This window comes from Kurthia sp. Dielmo (genome assembly GCF_000307285.2).
Lineage (GTDB): Bacteria > Bacillota > Bacilli > Bacillales_A > Planococcaceae > Kurthia > Kurthia populi.
In genome coordinates, this window is sequence record NZ_HE578957.1 from 480,143 (window position 1) to 505,241 (window position 25,099).

Here is a 25,099-nt window from a genome sequence, read left to right on the forward strand (position 1 = left end):
TTCGACTTTTTATTTTAACGCTGAATTTCACTAATAAATTTATACCGGTCTGCACGATACACACTACGAACAATTTCAAAAGGTTGCCCACTATCTAAAAAACTTGTTCGCTTAATTAATAATACGACCCCACTAGGTGGAATATGTAAAAATTGCGCATCTTCTTTTGTTGTCAAAGCGGCTTCCATTTGCTGAATTGCATTACCAATTGTCAATTGATAGTGGGATTCAATTAATGAGTAAAGAGATGTTTGTAATTTTTCAGCTGTTAAGCCTGGGAATAATTTTGCTGGCAAATACGTTCGCTCTATCGCCATTGGTTCCCCGTCCGCATTACGAATACGCATGATTGAATAAACATCTTCTCCTGACTCTATTAATAAATCTTGTGCCAATTCAAATGGTGCAGGTTTTCGTTCAAACTTTACAAGTTGGCTACTTGGAACCATACCTCGCGCTAACATATCCTCAGTAAAGCTTGTTAAGCCGTTTAAAGGTTGTTCAAGCTTAGGACTTGAAACAAAGGTACCACGCCCTTTTTCACGGTATAATAAGCCATCATTCACTAAATTTGTAATCGCTTGTCTTACCGTCATTCGACTTACATCATACTGCAAAGCCAATTCGCGCTCTGAAGGAATTACCTGTCCTACCTTATAAATTCCTTCTGCTATTTTCTTTTTTAATTGTTCTTCAATTTGCATATACACCGGAATGTGTGAACGTTTATTAATCATTTCCCCGCTCCCCCTGATTAGTCCTAGTTGTCTATACCGCTAATATTCATCATATAACAAAAAAACTGCCCGATACAACTCGGACAGTCAATAAAATTATGCTATGATTAACCTTGCACACGAGTAATTGTGATATCGCTCAAAATATCACGAATCACCCAACTCGCTGCAATCAATCCAACTGATGATGGAACAAATGCATTTGATGATGGAGGCATTTTCGCTTTACGAATTTCAGCTTCTGGTTTACCAACTGTTTCCGCCACATCTGGACGAATTACAATAGGACTTTCATCAGAAAAAATAACTGGAATGCCTTTTTTGATACCTTCTTTACGAAGTTTCACACGGATAACTTTTGCAAGTGGATCCATAAATGTTTGTGAAATATCGGCAATACGGAAGCGTGTTGGATCCATTTTATTTGCAGCACCCATACTTGAAATGATTTTCACATTACGCTTTAGACATTCTTTCATAATATGAATTTTATAAATAACTGTATCACTTGCATCAATTACATAATCAGGGTTATAGCTGAAGAATTTTTCATATGTTTCTTCTGTATAAAACATGTGCAAATCAATGACTTCACAATCTGGGTTAATATCTGCAATACGTTCTTTCATTACAGCAGATTTTGATTTACCGATTGTTGACATATACGCTACTAGTTGACGGTTAATATTTGTGATATCAACATCATCCTTATCAACTAAGATAATACGGCCAACGCCACTACGCGCCACAGCTTCTGCTGCAAATGAGCCAACGCCACCAACACCTAAGATGGCAACTGTTGTATTTTTTAATAGTTCAAGGCCTTCTTGACCAATCGCTAGTTCATTACGTGAAAATTGGTGTAACATATCATTCACTCCGTTGTGTTTAAAATTCCTACTTAAAAGTAGGCGTCTCTCAAAATATAAACAATTCGCTTCAAAATTGCAAGTAACCAACTAAGAATTGGAGGAATTTCACTATGCGTGCTATTTTTAATTTTACGCTAAATGCTCTTATTTTCGCGCTAATCGGTGCTGTCATTGCGTCATCTTTTTATCCTTCACTCGACACAAGCTACGCACAGCTACAAAAAAATTATGACGACTACGTTAACGCGCAGGCACGCTTTATGACAGAACCGTCAAAAAACAATATACAAAAAGTCGATCAACATGAGAATTTTATCTTTCCAGCAAGCTATGTTTTAGAACAACAATCCTGGTTAAATTCATTTGTTTTGCGTAAAAAACCGGTTTTAACAAGTAAACAGCAGCAAACATTACGCTATCAATTAGCAAATGCTGAAAAACTGAATGAACAATTTCAACAAACTGCTCTACAACAAGTGTATCATGCTGAAAATTTAGCACCTTATTTACGTGCAAATAATGCACAGACTGATAAACATGTTTTTGTAACACATGATAGTAATGGTACATCTATTTCATTTGATGCAAATAATACGATATTCAAAAATGTTTTCACAAATTCAATTACAGCCAATTATTTTTTAATTAAAGAAAAAGATACTACATTTTACTTACGAAAAGAACTTGGTTATCAAATCGAATCAAAAACAACTGACGCAATAACAATTAAAATGGGCAATAATCGCCTGCATTTTAATGCAATAATTAAGTCTGATGAATAAACGAAAAAGTCAGGAATCTTATTTTGAATAAGATTCCTGACTTTTTTAATTAAAGCATTTAATAATTTCGTTGTAGCATCGGATACAGTAACAAATAAATCAATCTGCCTTGTACTGGGCACCCCTCTGTATAAAAGCAATGCCTTGGATATGCTAACGGGTCAATATCTCGTTGACGATATTTGTCTACGAATGCATTCATCATAACCGCAATATTATAATTCTCTGCAATTGGATGATATGTCCAAGTAAACCAACGTGTTAGTGCATTATCTGGTAAGGTAGCAAGCAGACGTTTAGAAGCTCTATCTTCACCTAATGCACTAAGGACGGCTAGGCGTAAATATTGCTGTTCAACTGTCCAAGTAGTCATTTGATTCAAATAATCAAATGATTTTTCAAAATTTCGCATATCAAAAGAAACTGCCGCAGCTTTAAAGTATGCCCTATTACGTTCCATATCAGAAGATTTTTCACTTAGTTCTAGTGCACGCTGTAAGTATGTTTCATTTCCTTTATAATCGCTTAATAATAACAAAGCATCTACACAATTTTTATCGTACGAAAAGGATGTTTGTGCAAAGTCGAATCGTTGTTGGTCATGTGTTTGCTCATATGCTAAATAAGCAAAATGTTGTGCTAAATCATGCGCATTCTTCGGTATAAATTCAATATTCTTCGCTTTTTGCAATCGTTTACGTGTGACCTCGTCTTCAATGCTACGCTCATCACATAGTCGCGCTAATTGCCATTTTTCTCGATCTATAATCGTCGCATCTGTTCCAGAACAATATAAAGTCTGCTCATCTTCTAACAAATGCCATTCAGAAAACTCCTCTTTATAATAGTTTTCTAATTGAGCTGTATAACTATATACGGTCGTTTTCGAAACATCACAAATCGTTGCTAATTGTGTAACGGTTAAAATAGGTGGAATAAAATTAAACTTCATGCCAAATTGTAATACGCCTGCAATGAAACCACCTTTCTTACGCGCCTTTATGTGCTTAGTTGTCACATACCGATGTGTAAATAAAAATAAAGGCTCACTTTTAATATCCAATTCAATTAACGCTGCATCTAGCATGACTAGCAATTGCTTTTTGTCTGTACGCATCGTATTACTACTTAGCGATGTTTCTGAAATGAGTAATCGCCAACAATCATCGATATGCTGCTGAAAGAAATCTTTATAAGGTAGAGCTGTAACCTTATAAAGTTTGTTCCATGCTTCAAATAACGAGTCACTTGCCTTGGTTAAAATAATTCCCATGCTAAGTGAATAATAAATATTTTCTTCTAATCCTTTTACAAGTAATAATAACGTATTTTCTCCAATATGGTGTGGCATAGCAGAAAAATCAAGCACGTAGACAATTTCTTTTGTCCATGCATGCTCAATGGCTACATAACGATCTGTTACATCAATAATTTCACCAAAGAAAAATATGGGTTGTTGCCATGTATGGATGAGTTTTTTTAATTTTGATTGCGGTTCTTTCTTCATACGTTCCATCATAAAATGAGGCCAGTTTGGTACGACACCACTCAAAAAGAAATAGCTATCTTCCGCAAGTCTTCTAGCCGTATGTTCATCTAGTTTTTTCTCCATTTCTTGAAAAAACATAGGAGATAGCCAGCGTTTTACTTGATCAAAATCATTTTCATATTTCGTTAAAAATTGTTGTACAAATTTTTGTTTGATGGTCATGAAGTGATATTCTACCGGGGCAATGTTTTTTTGTGTTATAGGTTGTTTCTTCAAACCTTCCACCTCCCTTTTGAAATCAATCCGAAAAAAGAGATTGTCCTCATAAAGTATGGACAATCTCTTTGTATCGATTCATATACCCTTTTTACACACAAAAAAACAAATCCCATTGTGCCGTCAGTTTTCACATCGTTTTGAGCCCGCTTAAAGCAGTTATTTGTTCGCACAACTTGCTCGAAAGTCCCACCTAACAGGCATGATCTAAAAAGTTGTATATGAACAAAATCTCAAAAATAAATATGTTCGGTCAAAACTGATTGCAGCTGTCGTACACCGCAGGATTTGTCGTTACAGTTATACTATCACTTTATTCTATTTTGCGCAACTTTTTTATCTAATAAAACGCTTACATTATTATTTTATGAAATAAAAAAGCTCGTAGTCATCGCTTTCGCAAATCGTACGAGCCTTCATCATTCAACAATTAATCTTCGTCAGCCATTGTTTTAACACGAATGTGTAAATCATCAAGTTGAGCCGTTGCTACAGCTGATGGTGCGTCTGTTAATAAGCAGCTAGCTGAAGCTGTTTTAGGGAACGCAATTGTGTCACGTAAGTTATCGCGACCAGATAATAACATGATGAAACGGTCAAGACCGAATGCTAAACCACCATGTGGAGGAACGCCGTATTCAAAAGCATCCATTAAGAAACCAAATTGTTCTTGCGCTTGTTCTTGTGTGAAACCAAGTGCTTTGAACATTTTTTCTTGTAGATCTTTTTCATAAATACGTAATGAACCGCCACCTAATTCATAACCATTAAGCACGATATCGTACGCTTGAGCGCGAACTTTACCAGGATCTGTATCCATTAATTCTAAATCTTCATCGAATGGACGAGTGAATGGGTGGTGAGCTGCAGAGTAACGACCCGCTTCTTCATCATATTCAAGTAATGGCCAATCCGTAATCCATAGGAATGCAAAGCGAGATTCGTCAATTAAACCTAAATCTTTACCTAATTTTTTACGTAAAGCGCCTAGAGCGTCTGCTACTACTGCTGCTTTATCAGCTACGAATACTAATGTATCGCCAGGTTCTGCACCCATACGTTCCATTAATTTCACGCCGTAGTCATCTTGGAAGAATTTACCGATAGGACCTGTTAAACCTTCAACGCCTGTTTCAGTAACTTTAATCCATGCAAGACCTTTAGCACCGTAACGACCAACGAATTTTGTTAATTCATCTAAATCTTTACGAGAATATTTATCATTTGCACCTTTGATGTTTAAACCTTTAACTTGTTTACCATCTGCAACTGTTTGAGCAAATACTTTGAAGCCACAGCCATCTACAACATCTGTTAAATCGATTAATTCTAAATCGAAACGAACATCTGGTTTATCTGAACCGTAACGTGCCATTGCATCGTCATATTTCATACGTTGGAATGGACGTGGTACATCGATGCCTTTAACTTCTTTCATTACTTTTTGGATTAAGCGTTCGTTAATATCAAGAATTTGTTCTTGGTCTAAGAAGCTCATTTCCATATCGATTTGTGTGAATTCCGGTTGACGGTCAGCACGTAAATCTTCATCACGGAAACAACGTGCGATTTGGAAGTAACGTTCGAAACCAGAAACCATTAATAATTGTTTGAATAATTGTGGTGATTGTGGCAGTGCATAAAATTCACCATCATGAACACGTGATGGTACTAAATAGTCACGTGCGCCTTCTGGAGTTGATTTTGTTAAGATTGGTGTTTCTACTTCTAAGAAACCTTCATCTTGTAAGAAGTTACGTACTACTTTTGTTACGTCAGAACGTAATTTAAAAGTTTTGTACATTACAGGACGACGTAAGTCTAGGTAACGATATTTTAAACGTAAATCTTCATTTACTTGAATGCGGTCTTCAATTTGGAATGGTGGTGTTTGTGCTTTGTTGATTAATGTTACGTTATCAACATACACTTCGATAGCGCCTGTATCTAAGTTTGGGTTAACCATTTCTGGTGTACGTGCACGCACTTCCCCTTCAACTTCGATTACATATTCACTACGGAATGAATCTGCTAAATCTAATGCTGCTTGAGAGTTTTCTGGGGTGAAAACAACTTGTGTTAAACCTGTACGGTCGCGTAAGTCGATGAAAATTAAACCACCGAAGTCACGACGATATTGTACCCAACCTTTTAATACGACGCGCTCGCCAACGTTTTCAGCGCGTAAAACTCCACACTCATGTGTACGTGTTGCCATTGTGTAATTCCTCCAATTAATGTGTTTGTAAGTAGTTCACTAAATCATGGAATGGCACTTTTTCTTGTGTACCAGTTTCCATATTCTTCACAGCTGCAGCGTTGTCAGCAAGCTCTTGTTCACCTAACACAAGAACCCATTTTGCACCTTGACGGTCTGCGGCTTTCATTTGCGCTTTCATTTTACGACTCGCGTAGTCAATTTCAGTAGCGATGCCTTTTGCACGGAAGGTGCTTGCAAGCTCTACTGCTTTTTCTTTAGCGGCGTCATCCATCGATACAATGAATACTTCTAGCGCACTATCTGTTTCTAATTCTTTACCTTCTGCTTCTAATGCAAGTAATAAACGTTCGATACTCATCGCAAAACCGATACCGGCCATGTCTGGACCACCGACTTCTTGCACTAAACCATGGTAACGACCACCACCACAAAGCGTTGTAATCGAACCAAATCCTTTAGATGTGCTCATGATTTCAAATGCTGTGTGATTGTAGTAGTCAAGACCACGTACAAGGTTTGGATCTACTTCATATTCGATACCTAGTAAATCTAAATAATGTTTTACTTTTTCGAAGTATGTTGCAGATTCTTCATTTAAGAAATCTGTTAAAGAAGGTGCCGTTTCCATCAATGGATTTTCACGGTCTACTTTACAGTCTAAAATGCGTAATGGATTTTTTTCTAAACGATTTTGACAATCTGAACAAAATTCGTGAATATGTGGTTCAAAGTGGTTAATCAGCGCGGTACGATGCGCTTCACGAACCTCCTTATCGCCTAGTGAATTAATCACTAATTTTAAATCTGTTAAGCCAACTGTGCGATATACATTCATTGCAAGTGAGATAACTTCTGCATCAATTGCTGGATCTTTACTGCCGATTGCTTCAACACCAAATTGTACAAATTGACGATAGCGACCTGCTTGTTGGCGTTCATAACGGAACATTGGTCCAATATATGAAAGTTTCACTGGTTGGTCTGGTAAACCATATAGTTTATGTTCTACGTAAGCACGTACTGCTCCAGCTGTACCTTCAGGACGTAATGTTAATGAACGATTACCACGGTCTGTAAATGTGTACATTTCTTTTTGTACGATGTCAGTTGTATCCCCCACACCGCGTTGGAATAATTCAGTTGATTCAAACATCGGTGTACGAATTTCTTCATAGCGATATGTGTGGCATAGATGACGAATAGTTTCCTCTACTTTTTGCCATTTTGCTGATTGCTCTGGTAGGATATCCTGTGTTCCTCTTGGTACTTTAAACGTCATGTGTATGCTCCTTTCAAAAATACTGAATTACGTGTCGAGAAGGGACGGAAAATAAAAAAGGCCGCCGTCCCTTGCAATAAATGCAAGGGACGACAGCTCATTAAATTCAGCTTCCGCGGTTCCACCCTAGTTGGTCATTACTTTGTAATAACCCTCTCTAATCGGATAACGGCCGATTCCGTTTTCCCCTAATAAGCCTGCTGCGTTTCGAAGAAAAACCTCACGAGTGTTATTCACTAATTCACATCATAAGAAAACTTTCAGCCATGATTTTCTCTCTCTGGAAAATGTCTTGAAATTAGCTACTTGCTCGGTCATAGGTATTTGTTAATAATGTCAGATTACTTCATATCATAATAAGAAATAAGGGAGATGTCAACTTTTTCTGAAATGTTACATGATATTTCGTTCATGTCAAAGTTGTAACATTTTTGAAATATACTAGCTTTTTGATGGGAAAATTTTATACTATATAAGAAAGGGAGGACGATCATGAATAAAAAATTATCAAAAATCATGCTATTTATGATTGCTGCAATGCTTGTCATTTCAACGGTCATGATTTCTAAACCTGGCACTTCGCATGCGGCAACGACCACATATAAAACAACGGACTCGTTAAACGTACGAATTGGCCCAGGTGTGAAATATTCAAAGGTTAAAACACTTAAAAAAGGCGCAATTGTAACAAAAGTAAAAACTAAAGGAAATTGGTGGCAAGTAAAATACACAGCTTCAAAAACAGGCTGGGTAAACGCGAAATACTTAAAAGCAGTTAAAACGGTTACCGCTACTACTCCTGCTAAGAAAACGTATTATTATGTAACTGAACCAACAGGTTTAAACATGCGTGCTTCTTATACGGTTTCAAGTAAAAAAGTTGGCGTTACAATTCCTTACGGTGCTAAAGTAACAATCAAAAAAACAGCTAAAAATGGTTGGATTCAAGTAACTTACGGTAGTAAAACAGGTTGGATTAATGCAGATGAGCGCTATGGTTTCAAATCAACAACGAATATTTCCTTCACTGCGAGCGCTCCATCTCAAATTAAATATGTACTTGTTCATGATGACATGAATGTACGTAGCCTACCTTCAACAGTGGCTCCAAAATTAGGTACAGTTTCTACAAATTACTCAGCACGCATTTTACGCGTTTCGGATTCAAATTGGGCTGAAATCCAATATAGCGATTCACAAAAAGGTTGGATTTCTTTAAAAACATCTGACACAACTGTAACAACTGAAAAACCGGACCAAGTTTCAAAACCAGTAAACGGTTCATTAGCTGGTATCAAAGTCGTTGTTGACGCTGGTCACGGCGGTGGTGATCCTGGTGCAGGCGGTAAAGATTTATCTGGTAAATATGTTAGTGAATCAACACTTACATTAGCATCAGCTAAAGCATTAAAAGCACAAATCGAATCTGTTGGCGGTACAGTTTATATGACACGCGAAGGCACAGGCGCTCTTTCTTCTAACAAGACAACAGACCTTGGCTTACGCGCAAAATTAGCAGCTAAAAAAGGTGCAAATGCTTTCATTAGCTTACACTATAATTCAGCTGCAGCATCATCAGCCGCAGGTATTGAAACATTGTATTATCAATCAACTTCAAAAGAATTTGCTAATACCATTCATAAAAATATGGCTGAAGCAATTAAAGAAGAATACCCAACAATGAAAGACCGTGGTTTAAAATATCAAAATGTTATGGTACTACGTGAAAATTCAGTATTCGCAACACTAGTAGAACTAGGATTTGTGTCAAACCCTAGCGAACTATCTCGCATCAATACAGATGCGTATCGTGCTGTTGTAGCAGAAGGTATCACAAACGGTATTATCGAATATTACGGTCGCGATTAATCATCGTAAAACACGCTCAAGTATGAGCGTGTTTTTTTATGTAAACAAAAAGGAGTTACCATTTAGGCAACTCCTTTTTGTTTATTATTTCGTAGGTGAATCAAAAATAATCGTCACAGGGCCATCATTTATGAGCTCGACATCCATCATCGCGCCAAAGATACCCGTTTGGACTTCTAAGCCTTCTTTACGAAGTGCTTCATTAAAGTACTCCCATAGCGGTTCGGCGTGTTCTGGACGCGATGCACCGGTAAAACTAGGACGGTTCCCTTTTTTTGTATCAGCGTAAAGCGTAAACTGCGAAATAGATAAAATCGCACCGCCATGTTGAGCAATTGACAAATTCATTTTTCCTTCGGCATCTTCCCAAATACGTGTTTTAGCAATTTTGGCTGCTAAATAATCGGCATCTGATTTTGTATCGTCATGTGTAATACCTACAAGTAATACATACCCTTTGTTGATTTGACCTGTAATTTTTCCTTCTACGGTAACCGAAGCCTCTCGACTACGTTGTAATACGACTCTCACTTGTTCTAACTCCCCTTAGTTGTTGACACGTTGTACAGAATATATATCTGGAATTTGTTTAATACGATCTACCACTTTATATAAATGTTGAATATCACGAATTTGTAATGTTAAATGAACCGTCGCAATTTTATCACGATCTGCACGGCCATTTACTGCACTAATTTGCGTTTTTGTTTCATTTACAACTTGCATAACATCTGTAATTAAAGCCGGACGATCAAAACCAGTCACTTCAATATCAACGGCATATAATTTAGTATTATTGTCAGCAAATTCCCATTCAACATCAATTAATCGTTCTTTTTCAGATGCAGCTTGTACGTTTGGACAATCTGCACGGTGAACCGATACCCCACGCCCTTTTGTAATAAAGCCTACGATATCATCGCCAGGAACCGGGCGACAACAACGTGATAAACGAATTAATAGATTTTCTAACCCTCTAACAACAACACCGGTTTCTGTTGGTTTTGTATCTTCAGGTTTATTCATTTCCTTCGTGATTTTTTGAAGCGCTTCTTGTGAATCACGTTCTTTACGAATTTTTTCTGCTAATCGATTAACCACTTGTAAAGCAGTCATGCCATTAAAACCAACTGCAGCAATTAAATCATCGGCAGATTGGTAATTAAATTTTTCACAAGCACGCTTGAAGTTTTCCGTAGTTAATACTTCATCACGATTAAAGCCTTGTTCTTCAATCTCTTTTTCAATCATTTCGCGCCCTTTATTCACATTATCTTCACGTGCTTGCTTTTTAAAGAATTGCTTAATTTTATGTTTTGCTTGTGAAGATTGTGCTAGGCTCAGCCAATCACGGCTTGGGCCAAATGATTGTTTTGATGTAATCACTTCAACAATATCGCCTGTATGCAGTGGTGTATCAAGCGGCACCATTTTGCCATTCACTTTTGCACCAATGGTACGGTTCCCAATCTCAGAGTGCACACGATAGGCAAAGTCAATTGGTACAGAGCCTGCGGGAAGCTCAAGTACGTCGCCTTTTGGTGAAAAGACGTAAACCATATCTGAGAATAAATCGAATTTTAATGATTCCATAAATTCCTCAGCATCATTGGATACATTTTGGAATTCTAAAATCTCACGGAACCACGTTAATTTGCTATCAATATCAGATTTTTCAGTAGCTGCGTTTTTACCTTCTTTATACGCCCAATGCGCCGCAACACCGTACTCTGCAATATTATGCATATCTTTTGTACGAATTTGTACTTCTAAAGGGTCCCCGTAAGGTCCAATAACCGTCGTATGTAACGATTGATATAAATTTTGTTTTGGCATGGCAATATAATCTTTAAAACGTCCTGGCATTGGTTTCCATAATGTATGGACAATCCCTAATACGGCATAACAATCTTTAATGCTATCTACAAGTACGCGAATCGCTAATAAGTCATAGATTTCATTAAATTGTTTATGCTGAGACTGCATTTTTTTATAAATACTATAAATATGCTTTGGACGTCCCGATAGGTCTGCATGAATTTCAACATCATCCAATTGGCCATGAATTTCGTCCATCACATTTTTCAAATAAGCTTCACGTTCTGTACGCTTACGTTTCATTAAATTAACAATACGATAATATTGTTGTGGGTTTAAATAACGTAATGCCGTATCTTCGAGTTCCCATTTGATTGCTGAAATCCCTAAACGATGTGCTAATGGCGCAAAAATTTCAAGTGTTTCTTTTGAAATTCGACGTTGTTTTTCTACAGGCAAATGTTTTAGCGTACGCATATTATGTAAGCGGTCTGCTAATTTAATTAAAATAACACGAATATCTTGGGCCATCGCAACAAACATTTTACGATGGTTTTCTGCTTGTTGTTCTTTTTTCGATTTATATTTGATTTTCCCTAATTTTGTGACGCCATCAACTAACATGGCTACTTCTTCACCAAATTGCGCTACTAAATCTTCACGTGTCACTTCTGTGTCTTCTACAACATCGTGTAAAAAGCCCGCAGAAACCGTTTCTGGATCCATTTGTAAATCTGCCAAAATACCTGCTACTTGTACAGGATGCACAATATACGGCTCTCCCGAACTACGGAACTGCTCCTTATGCGCCTCTCTTGCTAGCTCATATGCGCGTCGCACAAACTCGACGTGTTCCTCATTCATATAAGAAGAAAGTATGTCAAACACTTCTTCTGATGTCATTACTTGATCCTTCGCCATGTTAAGCCCACCCTATTCATAATTTTTCCGATTAGATATAAGTTCCATTTTATAAAACAATGCCTACCTTTGTAAAGCTACTACTATTGATTTGTTCGTAAAATAAACTTTTAATTGAAGAAAAACACAAAAGCTACGCCAATGCGCAGCTTTTGTGCTTCATTCATCACTCAATGATTAGTATGGGTATTGCATTAATGTGAAGATATCATAGCCTTCAATTTTATCGCGACCGTGTAATTCTTCTAATTCAATTAAGAATGCACAGCCGACTACTTCGCCGCCTAATTCTTCGATTAATTGAATCGTTGCAGCAACTGTACCACCAGTAGCAAGTAAATCATCAACGATTAATACTTTTTGGCCTGGTTTGATAGCATCTTTGTGCATTGTTAATGTGTCTTTACCGTATTCTAAGCCGTAATCAGCTGAGATGACTTCACGAGGTAATTTACCAGGTTTACGTACCGGAGCAAATCCGATTTCTAATGCGTATGCTACAGGACATCCTGTAATGAAGCCACGCGCTTCAGGTCCGACGATAAGCTCTGCGCCTACTTTTTTAGCATATTCCACAATTTGGTCAGTAGCATATCGGTATGCTTTACCATTGTCCATAATTGTTGTGATATCTTTGAAAGAAATGCCTTCTTTAGGCCAATCTTGTACGATCGATACGTATTGTTTTAAATCCATTATTGTTCCTCCTCAGAAACTGTTTGATGTATTCGTTCATCAAACCACTGTCTTAAATCTTTATATGGTGCATACAACAGCGTCTTTTCTAACGCGAGTTGCTGCGTGCGCTCTTTGTAAATAGCAGCAGATGTTAAGTCTCGCTTTGGTGGGTTATCTACAATTTTAGCAAGTCCATTCTCTATTGTAACAAATTCAAGTTCAAAAAACACCTGTGTCATGAAAATTAGCATTGCTCGACTCCAACCTTTATGCTTCGCTAATGTATTCAAATTTTGGTGTAAATGGAATTCGCGACGTTTTCGTAAAAATGCGTAGTACCAGACAAATTGTTCACGTGTCGGCATTCCATCGAATAAATGTGGGTCTGATACGTAGAAATGCGCATAAATTCTTTCCAATTTTTCCAACGAAATAACGTGTTCTAATTGTTGAACATTCTGTGGCAAGTCGAGTAAAACAATAAATTTCTCGTATGCTTCTGCAGTATCTTCTTCGTCATAATATTTAATTTCCCGTGGAATAACACTCGTATAATGCGCAATTGTATCTTTACGAAATGCTAAAAATGTTGTTTGGTCTGCATCAATTTTCGCTAACCATTGTGAAATTTTATGTCCGCCACGAATATCAAAAAGCTGCCAAGCATCGGTATGCACGTCTTGTAGCATGAATTGTGGTTTACGACGACCATTCCACTCATTAATTTGAATATCTCCAGCAAATGAAATATCGATGCCTGGTGTCAGTTCATCGGCTAAATACCCTTTATGAAAACCAACAGCATCTAAATAATGGCCATTTTTCCCGATTTCCATTTTAATATGGTCTTCATTGGCACCAATTTTACGCATCGTTTTAATGGATAGATCTCGTAAGCCGTACAAAGGTTTTTCAAACTCCACACCAAATGGCGCTAGTTTTTTCAAATCATCCAGTGCGTCTAAATCAATTTCTTCCACATCGAGTGGAATATCAATATTTAATACCGGCACTAAATCTTCCTCACTTAAACAATCAAGTGCTTGTGTATGTAGACGACTGCGTAGCTCATCCACATCCGCTTGTTGTAACGTCATACCTGCGGCCATTGGGTGTCCACCAAATGCCGGTAAAATATCACGATTTTTATCAAGTTCCACATACATATTAAAGCCTTCAATACTACGTGCCGAGCCTTTTGCAATGCCTTTTTCGCTATCTGTCGCCAGGACGATTGTTGGACGATAGTATTTTTCTACCAGACGTGATGCGACTATTCCGACAACACCCGCATTCCACCCCTCACCTGCAACGACTAACACACGAGAATTTCCTACTCCCGGAATAGTTTCAACCATATCAATAGCTTCCTCTGTAATGGCTGCAACTAAATCTTGACGCTCTTTATTACGTTCATTTAAATAATTCGCCATATGCATGGCCTCTGTTTGTTGCTCCATCATTAAGAAGTCAACACCAGGTGCGGCATCTCCTAAGCGTCCTAGTGCATTTAAACGAGGACCAAAGCCAAAGCCGATCGTTTGCTCATCAATATCACTTAACTCTATCCCCGCAACAGTTGCTAATGCTTGGATTGCCGGTCGCGCATGATGACGCATACGTTCTAATCCTTTGATAACGAAATAACGATTTTCATCTACTAACGGAACTAAATCAGCTACTGTCCCAATCGCAACGACATCTATTAATTCCTCAGGTACGCGACCTAATAGTGCTTGAGCTACTTTAAACGCCACCCCAACACCGGCCAACTCACCAAATGGATAATTCCCCTCTGGGTGACGTGGGTGAATAATAAAGTCTGCATTCGGTAATTCTTTTCCTGGCTCATGGTGATCTGTAACAATTACATCTACACCAAGTGACTTGATAACATCAATTGGACCATTGCCTGCAATGCCATTATCGACTGTAATCAATAAGTTGGCGCCTGCTTCTGCAATTTCACGGAATAGCGCTTCATTAGGTCCATAGCCGTGCTCAAAGCGATTTGGAATAACATGCTCTACAATGGCACCAAGCTGTTGTAGCGCTGTCTTCATAACCGTTGAGCTTGTAATACCATCCGCATCATAATCTCCATAGACCACAATATTTTCCTGTTGCTCAATGGCACGTTGAATCCGCGCAACCGCTCCCTCTAAATCATGCAATAAATACGGATCATGAATAACTTCCTCATCTGTACGCAAGAAATCAAGTGCCTCATCTGCAGTTGTATACCCGCGTGTCACTAAAATTTTCGCTGCAAGTGCAGATAAACCCGTCCCCTGTGCAACGGCTTCTACTGCTTGCTCATCGGGCGTATGAATACGCCATTTTTTCTCCATAGTTCCCATATGCTCACTTCCTCACTATCTTTCATTATAACGACAAACATTCGTTTGGCACATAAAAAAGCTTAATGAGTATACCAGTTTAAAAACGCTTCTCCGTAAAAATAGGTAACCATTGTTGCAATAGCAATCGAGGGCGCAAAAGGAATTTCTCTCGTTGTAGATGCTCGACCTACGAAAAACCACACAAATCCACATAATGTCGCTAAAAATAACGATACGAACGCTAAAGGTAAGCCAAGTACTGCACCAATAATTGCATATAATTTCACATCGCCACCACCGATTCCACCATGTGATAGCCATGCAAATAATGCTAAAAATAAAAAAATGCTTGCACTTCCGACTATTCGCATGAATAATAGCTCAGGTTCAAATGAGCAAATGATAAAAATAACACTCCCAAAAAACAATAAAATACGATTGGGAATTAGTTGATAGTACATGTCACTCACTGAAATTGTGACAAATAATAAAACAAGAACAAAGCCTAGAAAAAAAGCATTCGATAGACCATAAACACTATATAATATGACAACTAAAAAGCCACTAAGTACTTCAAGAAATGGTGATAATAACGGAATCAATTTTTGGCAATGGCGACAGCGCCCTCGTAATAAAATATAAGATAAAATCGGAATCAATTCTAATGGGTTTAAGACGATGTGACACTGTTCACAGCAAGAACGTCCAACAATAAAAGATTGCTTTTTCGGCAAACGATAGCCTACCACATGACAAAACGACGCAAAACAGGCAGTAATTATAAAAAGTAATACGGGCATCTAATCAGCTCCTTTTTGACAGTGTACGTGGCATCCTTTATTTTAGCGAATTTATTTTTTTACAATAATGACAAAAAAGAAGTTATTATTTAAAAACCCATTAAAAAAAACGTGCATTTGAAAATAATCATTCAAATACACGTCCTATTATTTATTTCACCGTAAATTTAATCGCAAATGGTGTAGTAATTGCTTTTGATGTTTTTGTTTTTAATTTAGTAGGATCAATCATAATCACATAATTCCCTTTTGCTAATGTTTTGGTTGTCGTTAAACGAATAGCCTTTCCACTTGAAGCCTTCGTTAATTTAAAACCCGATACCTCTTTGCCAGCGCGGTAAATGACAACACGATTCTCTGTGAGCGTAGAAGACTTAATCGGCGTTGTAAAGCGAATCTGTGTCGTTTTCGCAGACGCCATTTTTGTTAAATTTGTCGCACTGATTTTTGTCGATTTTGTCGTAGCAGACGTTACAATCGTTTTAATTTTTTTATTGTAAGCCTTCACTAATTTCTTTTCGGGAGATGCTAAGTCACTATAAAGTGAATACAATGGTGTGAATTTTGTACGTAGACCGATTTTTCTACCTTCTTGAATTGCTGAAAGCCACGTTGTAATTTTATATTGATTATTACTAATAAACTGCTGTGCATCACTCTTCGTTTCAATCGCTTCATCATCTGTATCGATTGGTAAACCAGAGCCATCTGAGTCGCCTGGTGAAGGTGTTATCGGTTCATTTTCAACTGTTGGTAATTTTTCATCTGTCACAAACGCAGCCAAATTCGGTAAGCCGTTACCATATAAATCATCACGTCCTGACACACCTAAATCTTCACTATATTTTTTTAATAAAGCCTGAAGCTGTGCTGTAGTTGCTGTTGGGTATTTTTCCTTTAATAAAGTAATCATTGCTGTAATATGAGGTGCGGCAAATGACGTACCTGAATCCACTCTTATACCGCCGGATTTTGATAGCAATCGAAGAGACTCTCCTGGCGCTACAAAATCAACGGTATCACCTACATTTGAAAAATACGAGCGCACTTTTTGTTGATCTACCGCTCCGACACCAATCACACCTGAATAGGCTGCAGGATAATCAACCGGTGCCAATGCAGATAACGAACTTTCATTGCCGCTAGCAGCAATAATGGTGACACCTGCTGCATTTGCTGCTTTAATAGCACGCTCTAAAATAGCATCGGGTTCTGCAGAGCCGAGCGACATATTTAGCACAGTAAGATTGTTTTCAATACTCCATTCTACTGCCGATAAAATTGTCGACATTTCAGCGTTGTCTCCTTCGAAAACCTTTAGACTATAAACATCGGCATTAGGTGCCAGTCCCACAACTGTATTCGTACCATCTTTTACAGAATTCGCTGTAATGATACCAGCTACTCCCGTACCATGGTTTTCTGTGTCATAAACTGTACTCTCGTCTACTGAAGTCGCTGGATTGTCTTGTACAAAGGATAAACGTGTCACATGATCCATACCTGAGACCTTAGCAACACCTGTATCAATGACTCCCACTTTTACACCATTGCCGGTTAAACCTAATGTCCAAGGGCGTGTTATCCCCGTCATTTTCGAACTCCATGATAAATTGGTAATCGATAATAAATCAGCCGTTGTATAGCGAGCAGAAGTTTCGTATGTAGTTGCATTTTTTTCGATTACTTGAATATTCGCATCCGATTTTAATATGCGCAGTGCGTCATCACTAAATGTTCCTTCGATTGTTTTAAAGGCTTCGAAATCTTTTACAATAGCCGTTGCATTCTCCTCAATTGCTTGTTTACCGGCATCATTTTTATAAATAATAAAAACATCCTCATGCTCTGCTGCATGGGCAAATTGTGGTGCAGCTACTGCTAACCAAGCGGAAGCTCCAATTGTTAAACACCATTTTTTCCAATTCATCTTTCTTCTCTCCTACTCACTGAAAATTGGCCAACACATCCATTTATTACATCTGAATTGTTCATATTGTATCATAGAGCGTCATATTCTACGTTACTTTCATATGTCATTTCAATTACATTTCTAGTAAAAAAAGCACCCTAGCTATATGCTAGAGTGCTTTTTAATGAATCCTTAAACCATTGGCTCATCTGAACCCCATTTGCTTTCTTTTTTACTAACGTCAAGTTTGCCGCCTTGCTTTTTCATTTGGCGTACTTTAAGCACATACCAAATTTGAGCTGCGATATAAATTGATGAGTAAACACCGGTAACTAAACCGATTAATAATGCAAGTGAGAATGTTTGAATTGATGTTGCACCGAAAATCATTAGGGCAATAACAACAACTAACACCGTTACGACGGTATTCACAGAACGTGTTAATGTTTGACGTAATGATTTATTGACAATATGCGCTAAATCTTCTGCATTTTTAATAACACCAACGCGGTGAAGATTTTCTCGAATACGGTCAAATGTAACAATCGTATCATTTATCGAGTAACCGACAATCGTTAAGACTGCAGCGATAAAGGTAATGTCAACTTCGATACGGAATAAACTAAAGATCGCAATCATAAAGAATACGTCATGTAGTAATGAAATAATCGTACCGACACCCATGCGCCATTCGAAACGAACCGCAACATAAATAATAATACCAATTGCAGCGTAGACTAATGCTTTAATCGCATTTGAAACAAGCTCTGCACCAATTGTTGGCGATACAGTTGAAATGACAACTTCCGTATCATCACCGTATTGTGCTTTCATATGATCACGGAATTGTTTCACTTCGTCTTTTGAGAAATCCTCTACAAAACGTAGTACAGCTGTTTCTGATTTATCACCTGCGATTGAAATATCTTTTGGTGTTAAACCTTCTTTTTCAACTACTTTTTGAACTTCTTCCGAATTTAACGTTTGTGTCGTTTGAACTTCTACACGAGAACCAGCTGTAAAGTCGATACCTAAGTTTAATTTAAAAATACCTAGCACGATCATACCAGCTAAAATTAACACTGCTGAAAGCGCAAAGAATTTCTTACGATTATGCACAAAGTCAAAGCGGTCAAAGTGTGTTTTTAAATCAAGTGTATCAATACCTTCTGATAGCTTGTGTACTTTTTTCTTGTTTACACCAAATAACCAAGGTTTATTATCTAAATAACCTGATTGAACAAGTAAGCCGAGTAATATACGTGTACCTGCAATTGCTGTAATAAAGGTTACGACAATACTAATAATTAATGTTGTTGCGAAACCTTTTACGCTACTTGTACCGAAGTAGAATAATACAGCGGCAGCAAGTAATGTCGTGATATTGGCATCAAAGATTGCTGTGAACGATGATTTAGAACCTGATTTGAAAGCTGCTTTAACAGACTTCCCGACACGCAATTCCTCTTTAATACGTTCATACATGAGGATATTCGCATCGACGGCCATCCCAATCCCTAATACTAACGCGGCGATACCTGGTAACGTCAGCACGGCATTAATCATTTCAAATACCCATAATACGATGTACGTGAAGATTGCTAATGTAATGACTGCGATTAAACCAGGTAAACGGTAAACAACTAACATAAAGATAAAGATAGCAGCAACACCGATGATACTCGCAAATACTGTGGCTTTTAATGCGTCATCACCAAATTGTGCACCAACAGAAGTTGAATACATTTCAACTAATTTCGCTGGAAGTGCACCGGCATTTAAAATACCTGCTAAATCTTTTGTTTCTTGTACAGTGAAGTTACCTGAAATTTCAACATCTGTAGTATTTAAAACTTTATTAACTACAGCAGCAGAGGCATATGCGGGCTCTGCTTTTTGTGCTTCTTTTACGTAGGAGTCACCTTTTTGGTAATCCAACCAAATAACCATCATACGCTCATCAGGGACTGTAGGATCCGTTGAACTAGGTCTACTTGAAATATCGGCTGTAATATCTGCAAATTTTTGTGCGTCTTTTAATTTCAAGGTAACAATCGGTTTATTCTCTTGATTGAAAGCCGCTTTTGCGCCACCTTGTACTAAGTCATTACCGTTAAGTAATAGCTTATCATCGAAGTCACGGAACGTTAAGTTCGCTTGACTTGATAGCACTTCCCGCGCTTGGTCTTGGTTTTTAACACCGGCAAGCTGTACGCGAATACGATTTTTCCCTTCAATTTGAATGCTTGGCTCAGATACACCTAATACGTTGACACGTCTAGAAATCGCATCTGCTGTTGCCTTTACATCCTCTTCCGTTACTTTACCGCCATCTTTTAGCGGTTGTACTTCATACAGAACCTCAAAGCCACCCTGTAGGTCAAGACCTAAGTTGATGTCTTTTAAGACTCCGTTAATCGTCGTGCCCATTGTTGCGAATAAAGCGATCACAATCAATAAAAAGGCCGCGATTCGGCTTCTTAATTTCATTCAAAAATCCTCCTCAAACGAATGCCACAATATGTTATAAAAATAACAACATGAAAATATTATTCTTATAAAGCATTAAGAACATATACCTATGCTCTTTTGCCATTTTCTACATAACAGCCTTATTATGAAACAGCTTGGCGTTTGTGTCAAATGACGTCAAAAAATTATGATGATTCCGCGCTATGCAGGCGCCAATAATCTTGCATCGATAAGGAAAATAAATCTGCAATTAAGCTATGGATATGAAGCTGTTCTGGTTTTTCATGCTGCCATAAATACTTCAAGCAAAATTCCCACAGCTCTTCTGGTGTAAGATGTGTCCCTTGTAATGCAAAATCTTCGCATTTCATCGATAGGACGAACGCGACTTGTTGGTACAATTCATTAAATGCGACCATGCTGAACAACCTCCTCTTACTTGAATACTATTGTTATTATACCAAGAACTCGAAACTCTCGCTCACTTCACGTAGGAATATTTCGCCAAAAAAAGAAAAGGACGCCCGTTTGGACATCCTTTTTGACTTATAACGTCATTATTATTTTGTTAATGATACGCCTTCGCCTTCTAACACACGTTGAATCGCAGCGCGCTCAAAGCGTACTTTTGAACCGTCTTCAATTGATAAAACAACTGTTGAATCGTCAATTGCTTCAACTGTACCGTGTAAGCCACCAATTGTGACAACTTTGTTACCACGTGATAAAGCATTTTGCATTTCTTGTTGTTTCTTACGTTGCTTTTGGCTCGGACGAATTAACATAAAGTACATTAATGCAATGATTACGATCATTGGTAATAAACCCATTAAATCCATTTCTATCTAGTCCCCCTTTCTATCTATACAAGAAATAATTATACAAGACTTAGAAGTTTTTTGCATTCGGTTTGTTGAAGCCATATTTTTCGAAGAACTCTTCACGGAAATCGCCTAGACGGTCTTCACGGATTGCTTCACGCACTTGACGCATTAAGTTTTGCAAGAAATGTAAGTTATGTGTTGATGTTAAACGAATACCAAATGTTTCATCGGCTTTAATTAAGTGACGAATGTATGCTTTTGTGTAGTTTTTACATGTGTAGCAATCGCACTCAGGATCGATTGGTGTAAAGTCTTTTGCAAATTTCGCATTTTTCACAACGACACGACCTTGGCTTGTCATACATGTACCATTACGTGCAATACGTGTTGGTAGTACACAGTCAAACATATCGATACCGCGGATTGAACCATCGATTAATGAGTCTGGTGAACCAACACCCATTAAATAACGCGGTTTGTTTTCGGGCATTAATGGTGTTGTATATTCAAGCATACGGTTCATGATTGGTTTTGGTTCCCCTACAGATAACCCACCGATTGCATAGCCTGGGAAGTCCATTGCTACTAAATCACGTGCTGATTGTTTACGTAGCTCTTCGAATTCGCCACCTTGAATAATACCAAATAAACCTTGTTCATCTGGACGTGCATGCGCTTTTAGACAGCGTTCTGCCCAGCGTGTTGTACGCTCAACAGACGCTTTCATATATTCAAATGTTGCTGGGAATGGTGGACATTCATCAAAGGCCATCATAATGTCTGAGCCTAATGCATTTTGAATTTCCATTGCTTTTTCAGGACTTAAGAACATTTTCGAACCATTTAAGTGGTTACGGAAATGCACGCCTTCTTCTGTGATTTTACGCATATCAGATAGCGAGAATACTTGGAAACCACCTGAATCTGTTAAGATAGCACCGTCCCAGTTCATAAATTTGTGTAAGCCACCCGCTTCTTTAATTAGCTCGTGACCTGGGCGTAACCATAAATGATACGTATTTGACAGGATTATATTGGCACCCATTGCTTTAATTTCTTCTGGCGCCATTGTTTTAACTGTTGCTTGTGTACCTACTGGCATAAAAGCAGGCGTTTCAAATGAGCCGTGTGGCGTATGCACGATACCTAAGCGTGCGCCTGTTTGTTTACATTTTTTAATCAGTTCATAACGAATTGGTTGTTGAGACATGTATTAATTTCCTTTCTTTTGTGGGCGAATAAACATTGCATCACCAAAGCTGAAGAAGCGATATTTGTTTTCTACAGCGATTTTATATGCGTTTAAGACGTTTTCACGACTTGATAATGCACTAATCATCATCACAAGTGAAGATTTTGGTAAGTGGAAGTTTGTTACCATACCATCGATTGCTTTGTATTCAAAACCTGGGTAAATAAAGATTTTTGACCAACCAGATTCAGCGACAATTTCGCCATTATTATTTTGAGCGACTGTTTCAAGTGTACGTGTTGACGTTGTACCAACTGTAATAACACGACCACCATTCGCTTTTGTATCATTAATAATTTTCGCTGTATCTTCTGGAAGATTGTAAAATTCCGCGTGCATATCATGTTCTTCGATATTATCAACACTAACAGGACGGAATGTACCGATACCAACGTGAAGTGTCACGAAAGCAACTTCTACACCCTTTGCACGGATTGCATCTAGAATTTCTTCTGTGAAATGTAGACCTGCTGTTGGTGCAGCCGCAGAACCCAACTCTTTAGAGTATACAGTCTGATAGCGCTCTTGGTCATCTAATTTCTCATGAATGTATGGAGGAAGAGGCATTGTACCTAATTTTTCTAGAATTTCGATAAAAATTCCTTCATAGTCAAATTTAAATTTACGGCCACCATGGTCCATTTCACTTGTACATGTAGCAGTTAGTAAGCCATTACCAAATGATACAACGGTACCTTCTTTAATACGTTTTGCTGGTTTTACAAGTGTTTCCCATTCATCGTTTTCAGTTTGTTTAATTAATAATACTTCGATATGTGCACCAGTGTCTTTCTTTTCACCGATTAAACGAGCTGGTAATACACGTGTGTCATTTAAAATAAGGCAATCGCCTTTTTCTAATTCGTCGACAATATGTGGGAAATGGTGATGTTCCACTTCGCCTGTTTCTTTATTTAATACCATTAAACGACTCGCTGCACGATTTTCCAATGGTACTTGCGCGATTAATTCTTCTGGTAGGTAGTAATCAAAATCTTCTAATTTCATCAGTTTGTTCCTTCTTTTCTTTAAGTTTCAGATGGGTAGCTATAGCCAAAATGCTCGTACGCTGGCGCTGTTGCCATACGTCCGCGTGGTGTACGTTGAATAAACCCAATTTGCATTAAATACGGCTCATATACATCTTCGATCGTCATTGACTCTTCACCGATACTTGCCGCAATTGTATCAAGCCCTACAGGACCTCCGCGGAAGCGTTCAATCATCGTCTCCATCAATTTACGATCAATATGGTCAAGCCCTAATGGATCGACCTGTAAGAGCTCTAATGCTGTTTTGGATAAATCAATTGTAATGGCCCCGTCTCCAATGACCTGCGCATAATCTCGTACACGCTTTAATAGACGATTGGCAATACGTGGTGTCCCACGTGAGCGACGAGCTAATTCAACAGAAGCTTGGTCGTCAATCGCCACGTCAAATAAAGATGAACTACGTTTTACAATTTCGGCTAATGCTTCCTCATCATAATAGTCCAACCGTAATAATACACCAAAACGGTCTCGAAGTGGAGCAGATAGCGCGCCGGACCTTGTAGTTGCCCCAACTAATGTAAATGGTGGTAAATCTAGGCGTACAGAACGAGCAGTTGGCCCTTTTCCGACAACGATATCGAGACAGTAGTCTTCCATTGCAGGATAGAGTACTTCTTCGATCGAACGAGGTAGGCGATGAATTTCATCAATAAATAACACATCACCCGGCTCAAGGTCACTTAAAATGGCCGCTAAATCCCCTGGACGTTCAATAGCAGGGCCACTTGTCATGCGGATATTAACCCCCATCTCATTGGCAATAACGACTGCTAATGTCGTTTTACCAAGTCCTGGTGGGCCATATAATAATACATGGTCTAATGACTCTTCGCGCATTTTTGCGGCTTCAATAAAGATTTTTAAATTCTTTTTTACTTTTTGTTGTCCAATATATTGTTGTAAATTTTGTGGACGTAACGATAATTCAAATGACTCATCAAAATTTGTAGCGCTTCCTGTTACGACGCGATCATCCATCGAACGTCCTCCTCTCTTATTGTTGCTTTAATAATAATTTCAGTGCTTGTTTCATATAAGCTTCTGTTGTCGTTAAATTTTCATCATCTGCTAAAATTTTCGTTACTTTTTCAAGCTCACGTTCTGAATAGCCTAATGCAGCAAGTGCTAGCATGGCTTCGTCTAATTCATGTTGATACGCATTAACGCCGAATAAAGGCAATTCATCTTCAGCACTTTTAAGGTCAATATTTTCAAGGAATTGATCGAGCTTGCCTTTTAAATCTAAAATCATTTGACGTGCTGTTTTCTTACCGACACCCGGGAATTTCACAAGGAATTTTTCATCTTCTTGCTCAATTGCTGTCACAACCGCATTTGGCGTGCCGCTTCCGACAATCGCAAGCGCGCCTTTTGGACCAATACCCGATACTTGGATTAATTTACGGAATAACTCACGCTGTTCAAGTGATATGAAGCCAAATAATACATGCGCATCTTCGCGCACTTGTAAATGCGTAAAAACTTGTACAAGCTCTTCGC

The 25,099-nt window shown here is 38.1% G+C and carries 20 protein-coding genes, 1 other RNA gene and 1 other annotated feature; of the genes, 2 read left to right on the plus strand and 19 right to left on the minus strand.

What is annotated here, in order from left to right; genetic code table 11:
• Positions 1-14: 14 nt before the first annotated feature.
• Together KTHG_RS07300 and KTHG_RS07305 are read right to left on the minus strand one after the other, a co-directional pair.
• On the minus strand, positions 15-737 hold the full coding sequence (locus KTHG_RS07300; protein WP_126991109.1) for a GntR family transcriptional regulator: 723 nt from the start codon (positions 735-737) through the stop codon (positions 15-17).
• A 107-nt stretch (positions 738-844) separates the two neighbouring features.
• Positions 845-1,606 (minus strand): tRNA threonylcarbamoyladenosine dehydratase, encoded by a 762-nt coding sequence (locus KTHG_RS07305; protein WP_126991108.1) that lies wholly within the window; start codon positions 1,604-1,606, stop codon positions 845-847.
• Positions 1,607-1,719: 113 nt separating this feature from the next.
• Between KTHG_RS07305 and KTHG_RS07310 the strand changes: the two genes are divergently transcribed.
• Positions 1,720-2,391: a hypothetical protein gene (locus KTHG_RS07310; RefSeq protein WP_139992478.1), complete on the plus strand. Its 672-nt coding sequence runs from the start codon at positions 1,720-1,722 to the stop codon at positions 2,389-2,391.
• Positions 2,392-2,449: 58 nt separating this feature from the next.
• Here KTHG_RS07310 and KTHG_RS07315 read toward each other — a convergent pair whose 3' ends face one another.
• The 4 genes from KTHG_RS07315 to hisS form a co-directional block, all read right to left on the minus strand.
• Positions 2,450-4,156 carry a hypothetical protein gene (locus KTHG_RS07315; protein ID WP_139992480.1) on the minus strand — a complete coding sequence of 569 codons (1,707 nt, stop codon included), beginning with the start codon at positions 4,154-4,156 and terminating at the stop codon, positions 2,450-2,452.
• Between the two features lie 105 nt (positions 4,157-4,261).
• Positions 4,262-4,447: non-coding RNA, 6S RNA (gene ssrS, locus KTHG_RS07320), on the minus strand.
• Between the two features lie 139 nt (positions 4,448-4,586).
• Positions 4,587-6,374, minus strand: a complete 1,788-nt coding sequence (aspS, locus tag KTHG_RS07325; protein ID WP_139992482.1) for an aspartate--tRNA ligase — start codon at positions 6,372-6,374, stop codon at positions 4,587-4,589.
• 16 nt (positions 6,375-6,390) lie between these two features.
• Positions 6,391-7,656: a histidine--tRNA ligase gene (gene hisS, locus KTHG_RS07330; RefSeq protein WP_126991104.1), complete on the minus strand. Its 1,266-nt coding sequence runs from the start codon at positions 7,654-7,656 to the stop codon at positions 6,391-6,393.
• A gap of 82 nt (positions 7,657-7,738) precedes the next feature.
• Positions 7,739-7,983, minus strand: a binding site (T-box leader).
• 165 nt (positions 7,984-8,148) lie between these two features.
• Between hisS and KTHG_RS07335 the strand changes: the two genes are divergently transcribed.
• Positions 8,149-9,525 (plus strand): N-acetylmuramoyl-L-alanine amidase family protein, encoded by a 1,377-nt coding sequence (locus KTHG_RS07335; RefSeq protein ID WP_139992484.1) that lies wholly within the window; start codon positions 8,149-8,151, stop codon positions 9,523-9,525.
• 84 nt (positions 9,526-9,609) lie between these two features.
• Here the strand turns inward: KTHG_RS07335 and dtd are convergent, their stop codons facing one another.
• The 13 genes from dtd to ruvA all read right to left on the minus strand — a co-directional run.
• Positions 9,610-10,056 (minus strand): D-aminoacyl-tRNA deacylase, encoded by a 447-nt coding sequence (dtd, locus tag KTHG_RS07340; RefSeq protein ID WP_139992486.1) that lies wholly within the window; start codon positions 10,054-10,056, stop codon positions 9,610-9,612.
• Positions 10,057-10,071: 15 nt separating this feature from the next.
• Entirely contained in the window at positions 10,072-12,264 is a 2,193-nt protein-coding gene (locus tag KTHG_RS07345; protein ID WP_126991101.1) for a RelA/SpoT family protein, read from the minus strand.
• A 177-nt stretch (positions 12,265-12,441) separates the two neighbouring features.
• Positions 12,442-12,960: an adenine phosphoribosyltransferase gene (locus KTHG_RS07350; RefSeq protein WP_126991100.1), complete on the minus strand. Its 519-nt coding sequence runs from the start codon at positions 12,958-12,960 to the stop codon at positions 12,442-12,444.
• Positions 12,960-15,302, minus strand: coding sequence for a single-stranded-DNA-specific exonuclease RecJ (gene recJ / locus KTHG_RS07355; protein ID WP_139992488.1), 2,343 nt, complete (start codon positions 15,300-15,302; stop codon positions 12,960-12,962). The genes KTHG_RS07350 and recJ overlap by 1 nt, the downstream gene beginning before the upstream one ends.
• 62 nt (positions 15,303-15,364) lie before the next feature.
• Entirely contained in the window at positions 15,365-16,084 is a 720-nt protein-coding gene (locus KTHG_RS07360) for a prepilin peptidase (protein WP_139992490.1), read from the minus strand.
• Positions 16,085-16,235: 151 nt separating this feature from the next.
• On the minus strand, positions 16,236-18,014 hold the full coding sequence (locus KTHG_RS07365; protein WP_139992492.1) for a S8 family peptidase: 1,779 nt from the start codon (positions 18,012-18,014) through the stop codon (positions 16,236-16,238).
• A gap of 174 nt (positions 18,015-18,188) precedes the next feature.
• Complete coding sequence (gene secDF, locus KTHG_RS07370) at positions 18,189-20,486, minus strand: protein translocase subunit SecDF (protein ID WP_139992494.1); 2,298 nt, start codon at positions 20,484-20,486, stop codon at positions 18,189-18,191.
• A 167-nt stretch (positions 20,487-20,653) separates the two neighbouring features.
• A complete protein-coding gene (locus KTHG_RS07375; protein WP_126991095.1) occupies positions 20,654-20,887 on the minus strand; it encodes a post-transcriptional regulator in 234 nt (77 codons plus the stop codon).
• A gap of 141 nt (positions 20,888-21,028) precedes the next feature.
• Positions 21,029-21,307, minus strand: a complete 279-nt coding sequence (gene yajC / locus KTHG_RS07380; RefSeq protein ID WP_126991094.1) for a preprotein translocase subunit YajC — start codon at positions 21,305-21,307, stop codon at positions 21,029-21,031.
• Positions 21,308-21,356: 49 nt separating this feature from the next.
• The gene (tgt, locus tag KTHG_RS07385; RefSeq protein WP_126991093.1) at positions 21,357-22,502 is read right to left on the minus strand and encodes a tRNA guanosine(34) transglycosylase Tgt; all 1,146 of its coding nucleotides are present in this window, start codon (positions 22,500-22,502) and stop codon (positions 21,357-21,359) included.
• Positions 22,503-22,505: 3 nt separating this feature from the next.
• Positions 22,506-23,552, minus strand: coding sequence for a tRNA preQ1(34) S-adenosylmethionine ribosyltransferase-isomerase QueA (gene queA, locus KTHG_RS07390; RefSeq protein WP_126991092.1), 1,047 nt, complete (start codon positions 23,550-23,552; stop codon positions 22,506-22,508).
• A gap of 20 nt (positions 23,553-23,572) precedes the next feature.
• Positions 23,573-24,577, minus strand: a complete 1,005-nt coding sequence (gene ruvB, locus KTHG_RS07395) for a Holliday junction branch migration DNA helicase RuvB (RefSeq protein WP_139992496.1) — start codon at positions 24,575-24,577, stop codon at positions 23,573-23,575.
• 16 nt (positions 24,578-24,593) lie between these two features.
• Positions 24,594-25,099, minus strand: a 506-nt coding sequence (gene ruvA, locus KTHG_RS07400) for a Holliday junction branch migration protein RuvA (RefSeq protein ID WP_139992770.1), incomplete at its 5' end; no start/stop codon positions are given.

Excerpts from the sequence above, each read along its gene's own strand:
- KTHG_RS07300 (WP_126991109.1), bottom strand. The coding sequence starts at position 737 with ATGATTAATAAACGTTCACACATTCCGGTGTATATGCAAATTGAAGAA.
- KTHG_RS07305 (WP_126991108.1), bottom strand. The coding sequence starts at position 1,606 with ATGTTACACCAATTTTCACGTAATGAACTAGCGATTGGTCAAGAAGGC.
- KTHG_RS07310 (WP_139992478.1), top strand. The coding sequence starts at position 1,720 with ATGCGTGCTATTTTTAATTTTACGCTAAATGCTCTTATTTTCGCGCTA.
- aspS (WP_139992482.1), bottom strand. The coding sequence starts at position 6,374 with ATGGCAACACGTACACATGAGTGTGGAGTTTTACGCGCTGAAAACGTT.
- hisS (WP_126991104.1), bottom strand. The coding sequence starts at position 7,656 with ATGACGTTTAAAGTACCAAGAGGAACACAGGATATCCTACCAGAGCAA.
- KTHG_RS07335 (WP_139992484.1), top strand. The coding sequence starts at position 8,149 with ATGAATAAAAAATTATCAAAAATCATGCTATTTATGATTGCTGCAATG.
- KTHG_RS07345 (WP_126991101.1), bottom strand. The coding sequence starts at position 12,264 with ATGGCGAAGGATCAAGTAATGACATCAGAAGAAGTGTTTGACATACTT.
- KTHG_RS07350 (WP_126991100.1), bottom strand. The coding sequence starts at position 12,960 with ATGGATTTAAAACAATACGTATCGATCGTACAAGATTGGCCTAAAGAA.
- recJ (WP_139992488.1), bottom strand. The coding sequence starts at position 15,302 with ATGGGAACTATGGAGAAAAAATGGCGTATTCATACGCCCGATGAGCAA.
- KTHG_RS07360 (WP_139992490.1), bottom strand. The coding sequence starts at position 16,084 with ATGCCCGTATTACTTTTTATAATTACTGCCTGTTTTGCGTCGTTTTGT.
- KTHG_RS07365 (WP_139992492.1), bottom strand. The coding sequence starts at position 18,014 with ATGAATTGGAAAAAATGGTGTTTAACAATTGGAGCTTCCGCTTGGTTA.
- secDF (WP_139992494.1), bottom strand. The coding sequence starts at position 20,486 with ATGAAATTAAGAAGCCGAATCGCGGCCTTTTTATTGATTGTGATCGCT.
- KTHG_RS07375 (WP_126991095.1), bottom strand. The coding sequence starts at position 20,887 with ATGGTCGCATTTAATGAATTGTACCAACAAGTCGCGTTCGTCCTATCG.
- yajC (WP_126991094.1), bottom strand. The coding sequence starts at position 21,307 with ATGGATTTAATGGGTTTATTACCAATGATCGTAATCATTGCATTAATG.
- tgt (WP_126991093.1), bottom strand. The coding sequence starts at position 22,502 with ATGTCTCAACAACCAATTCGTTATGAACTGATTAAAAAATGTAAACAA.
- queA (WP_126991092.1), bottom strand. The coding sequence starts at position 23,552 with ATGAAATTAGAAGATTTTGATTACTACCTACCAGAAGAATTAATCGCG.
- ruvB (WP_139992496.1), bottom strand. The coding sequence starts at position 24,577 with ATGGATGATCGCGTCGTAACAGGAAGCGCTACAAATTTTGATGAGTCA.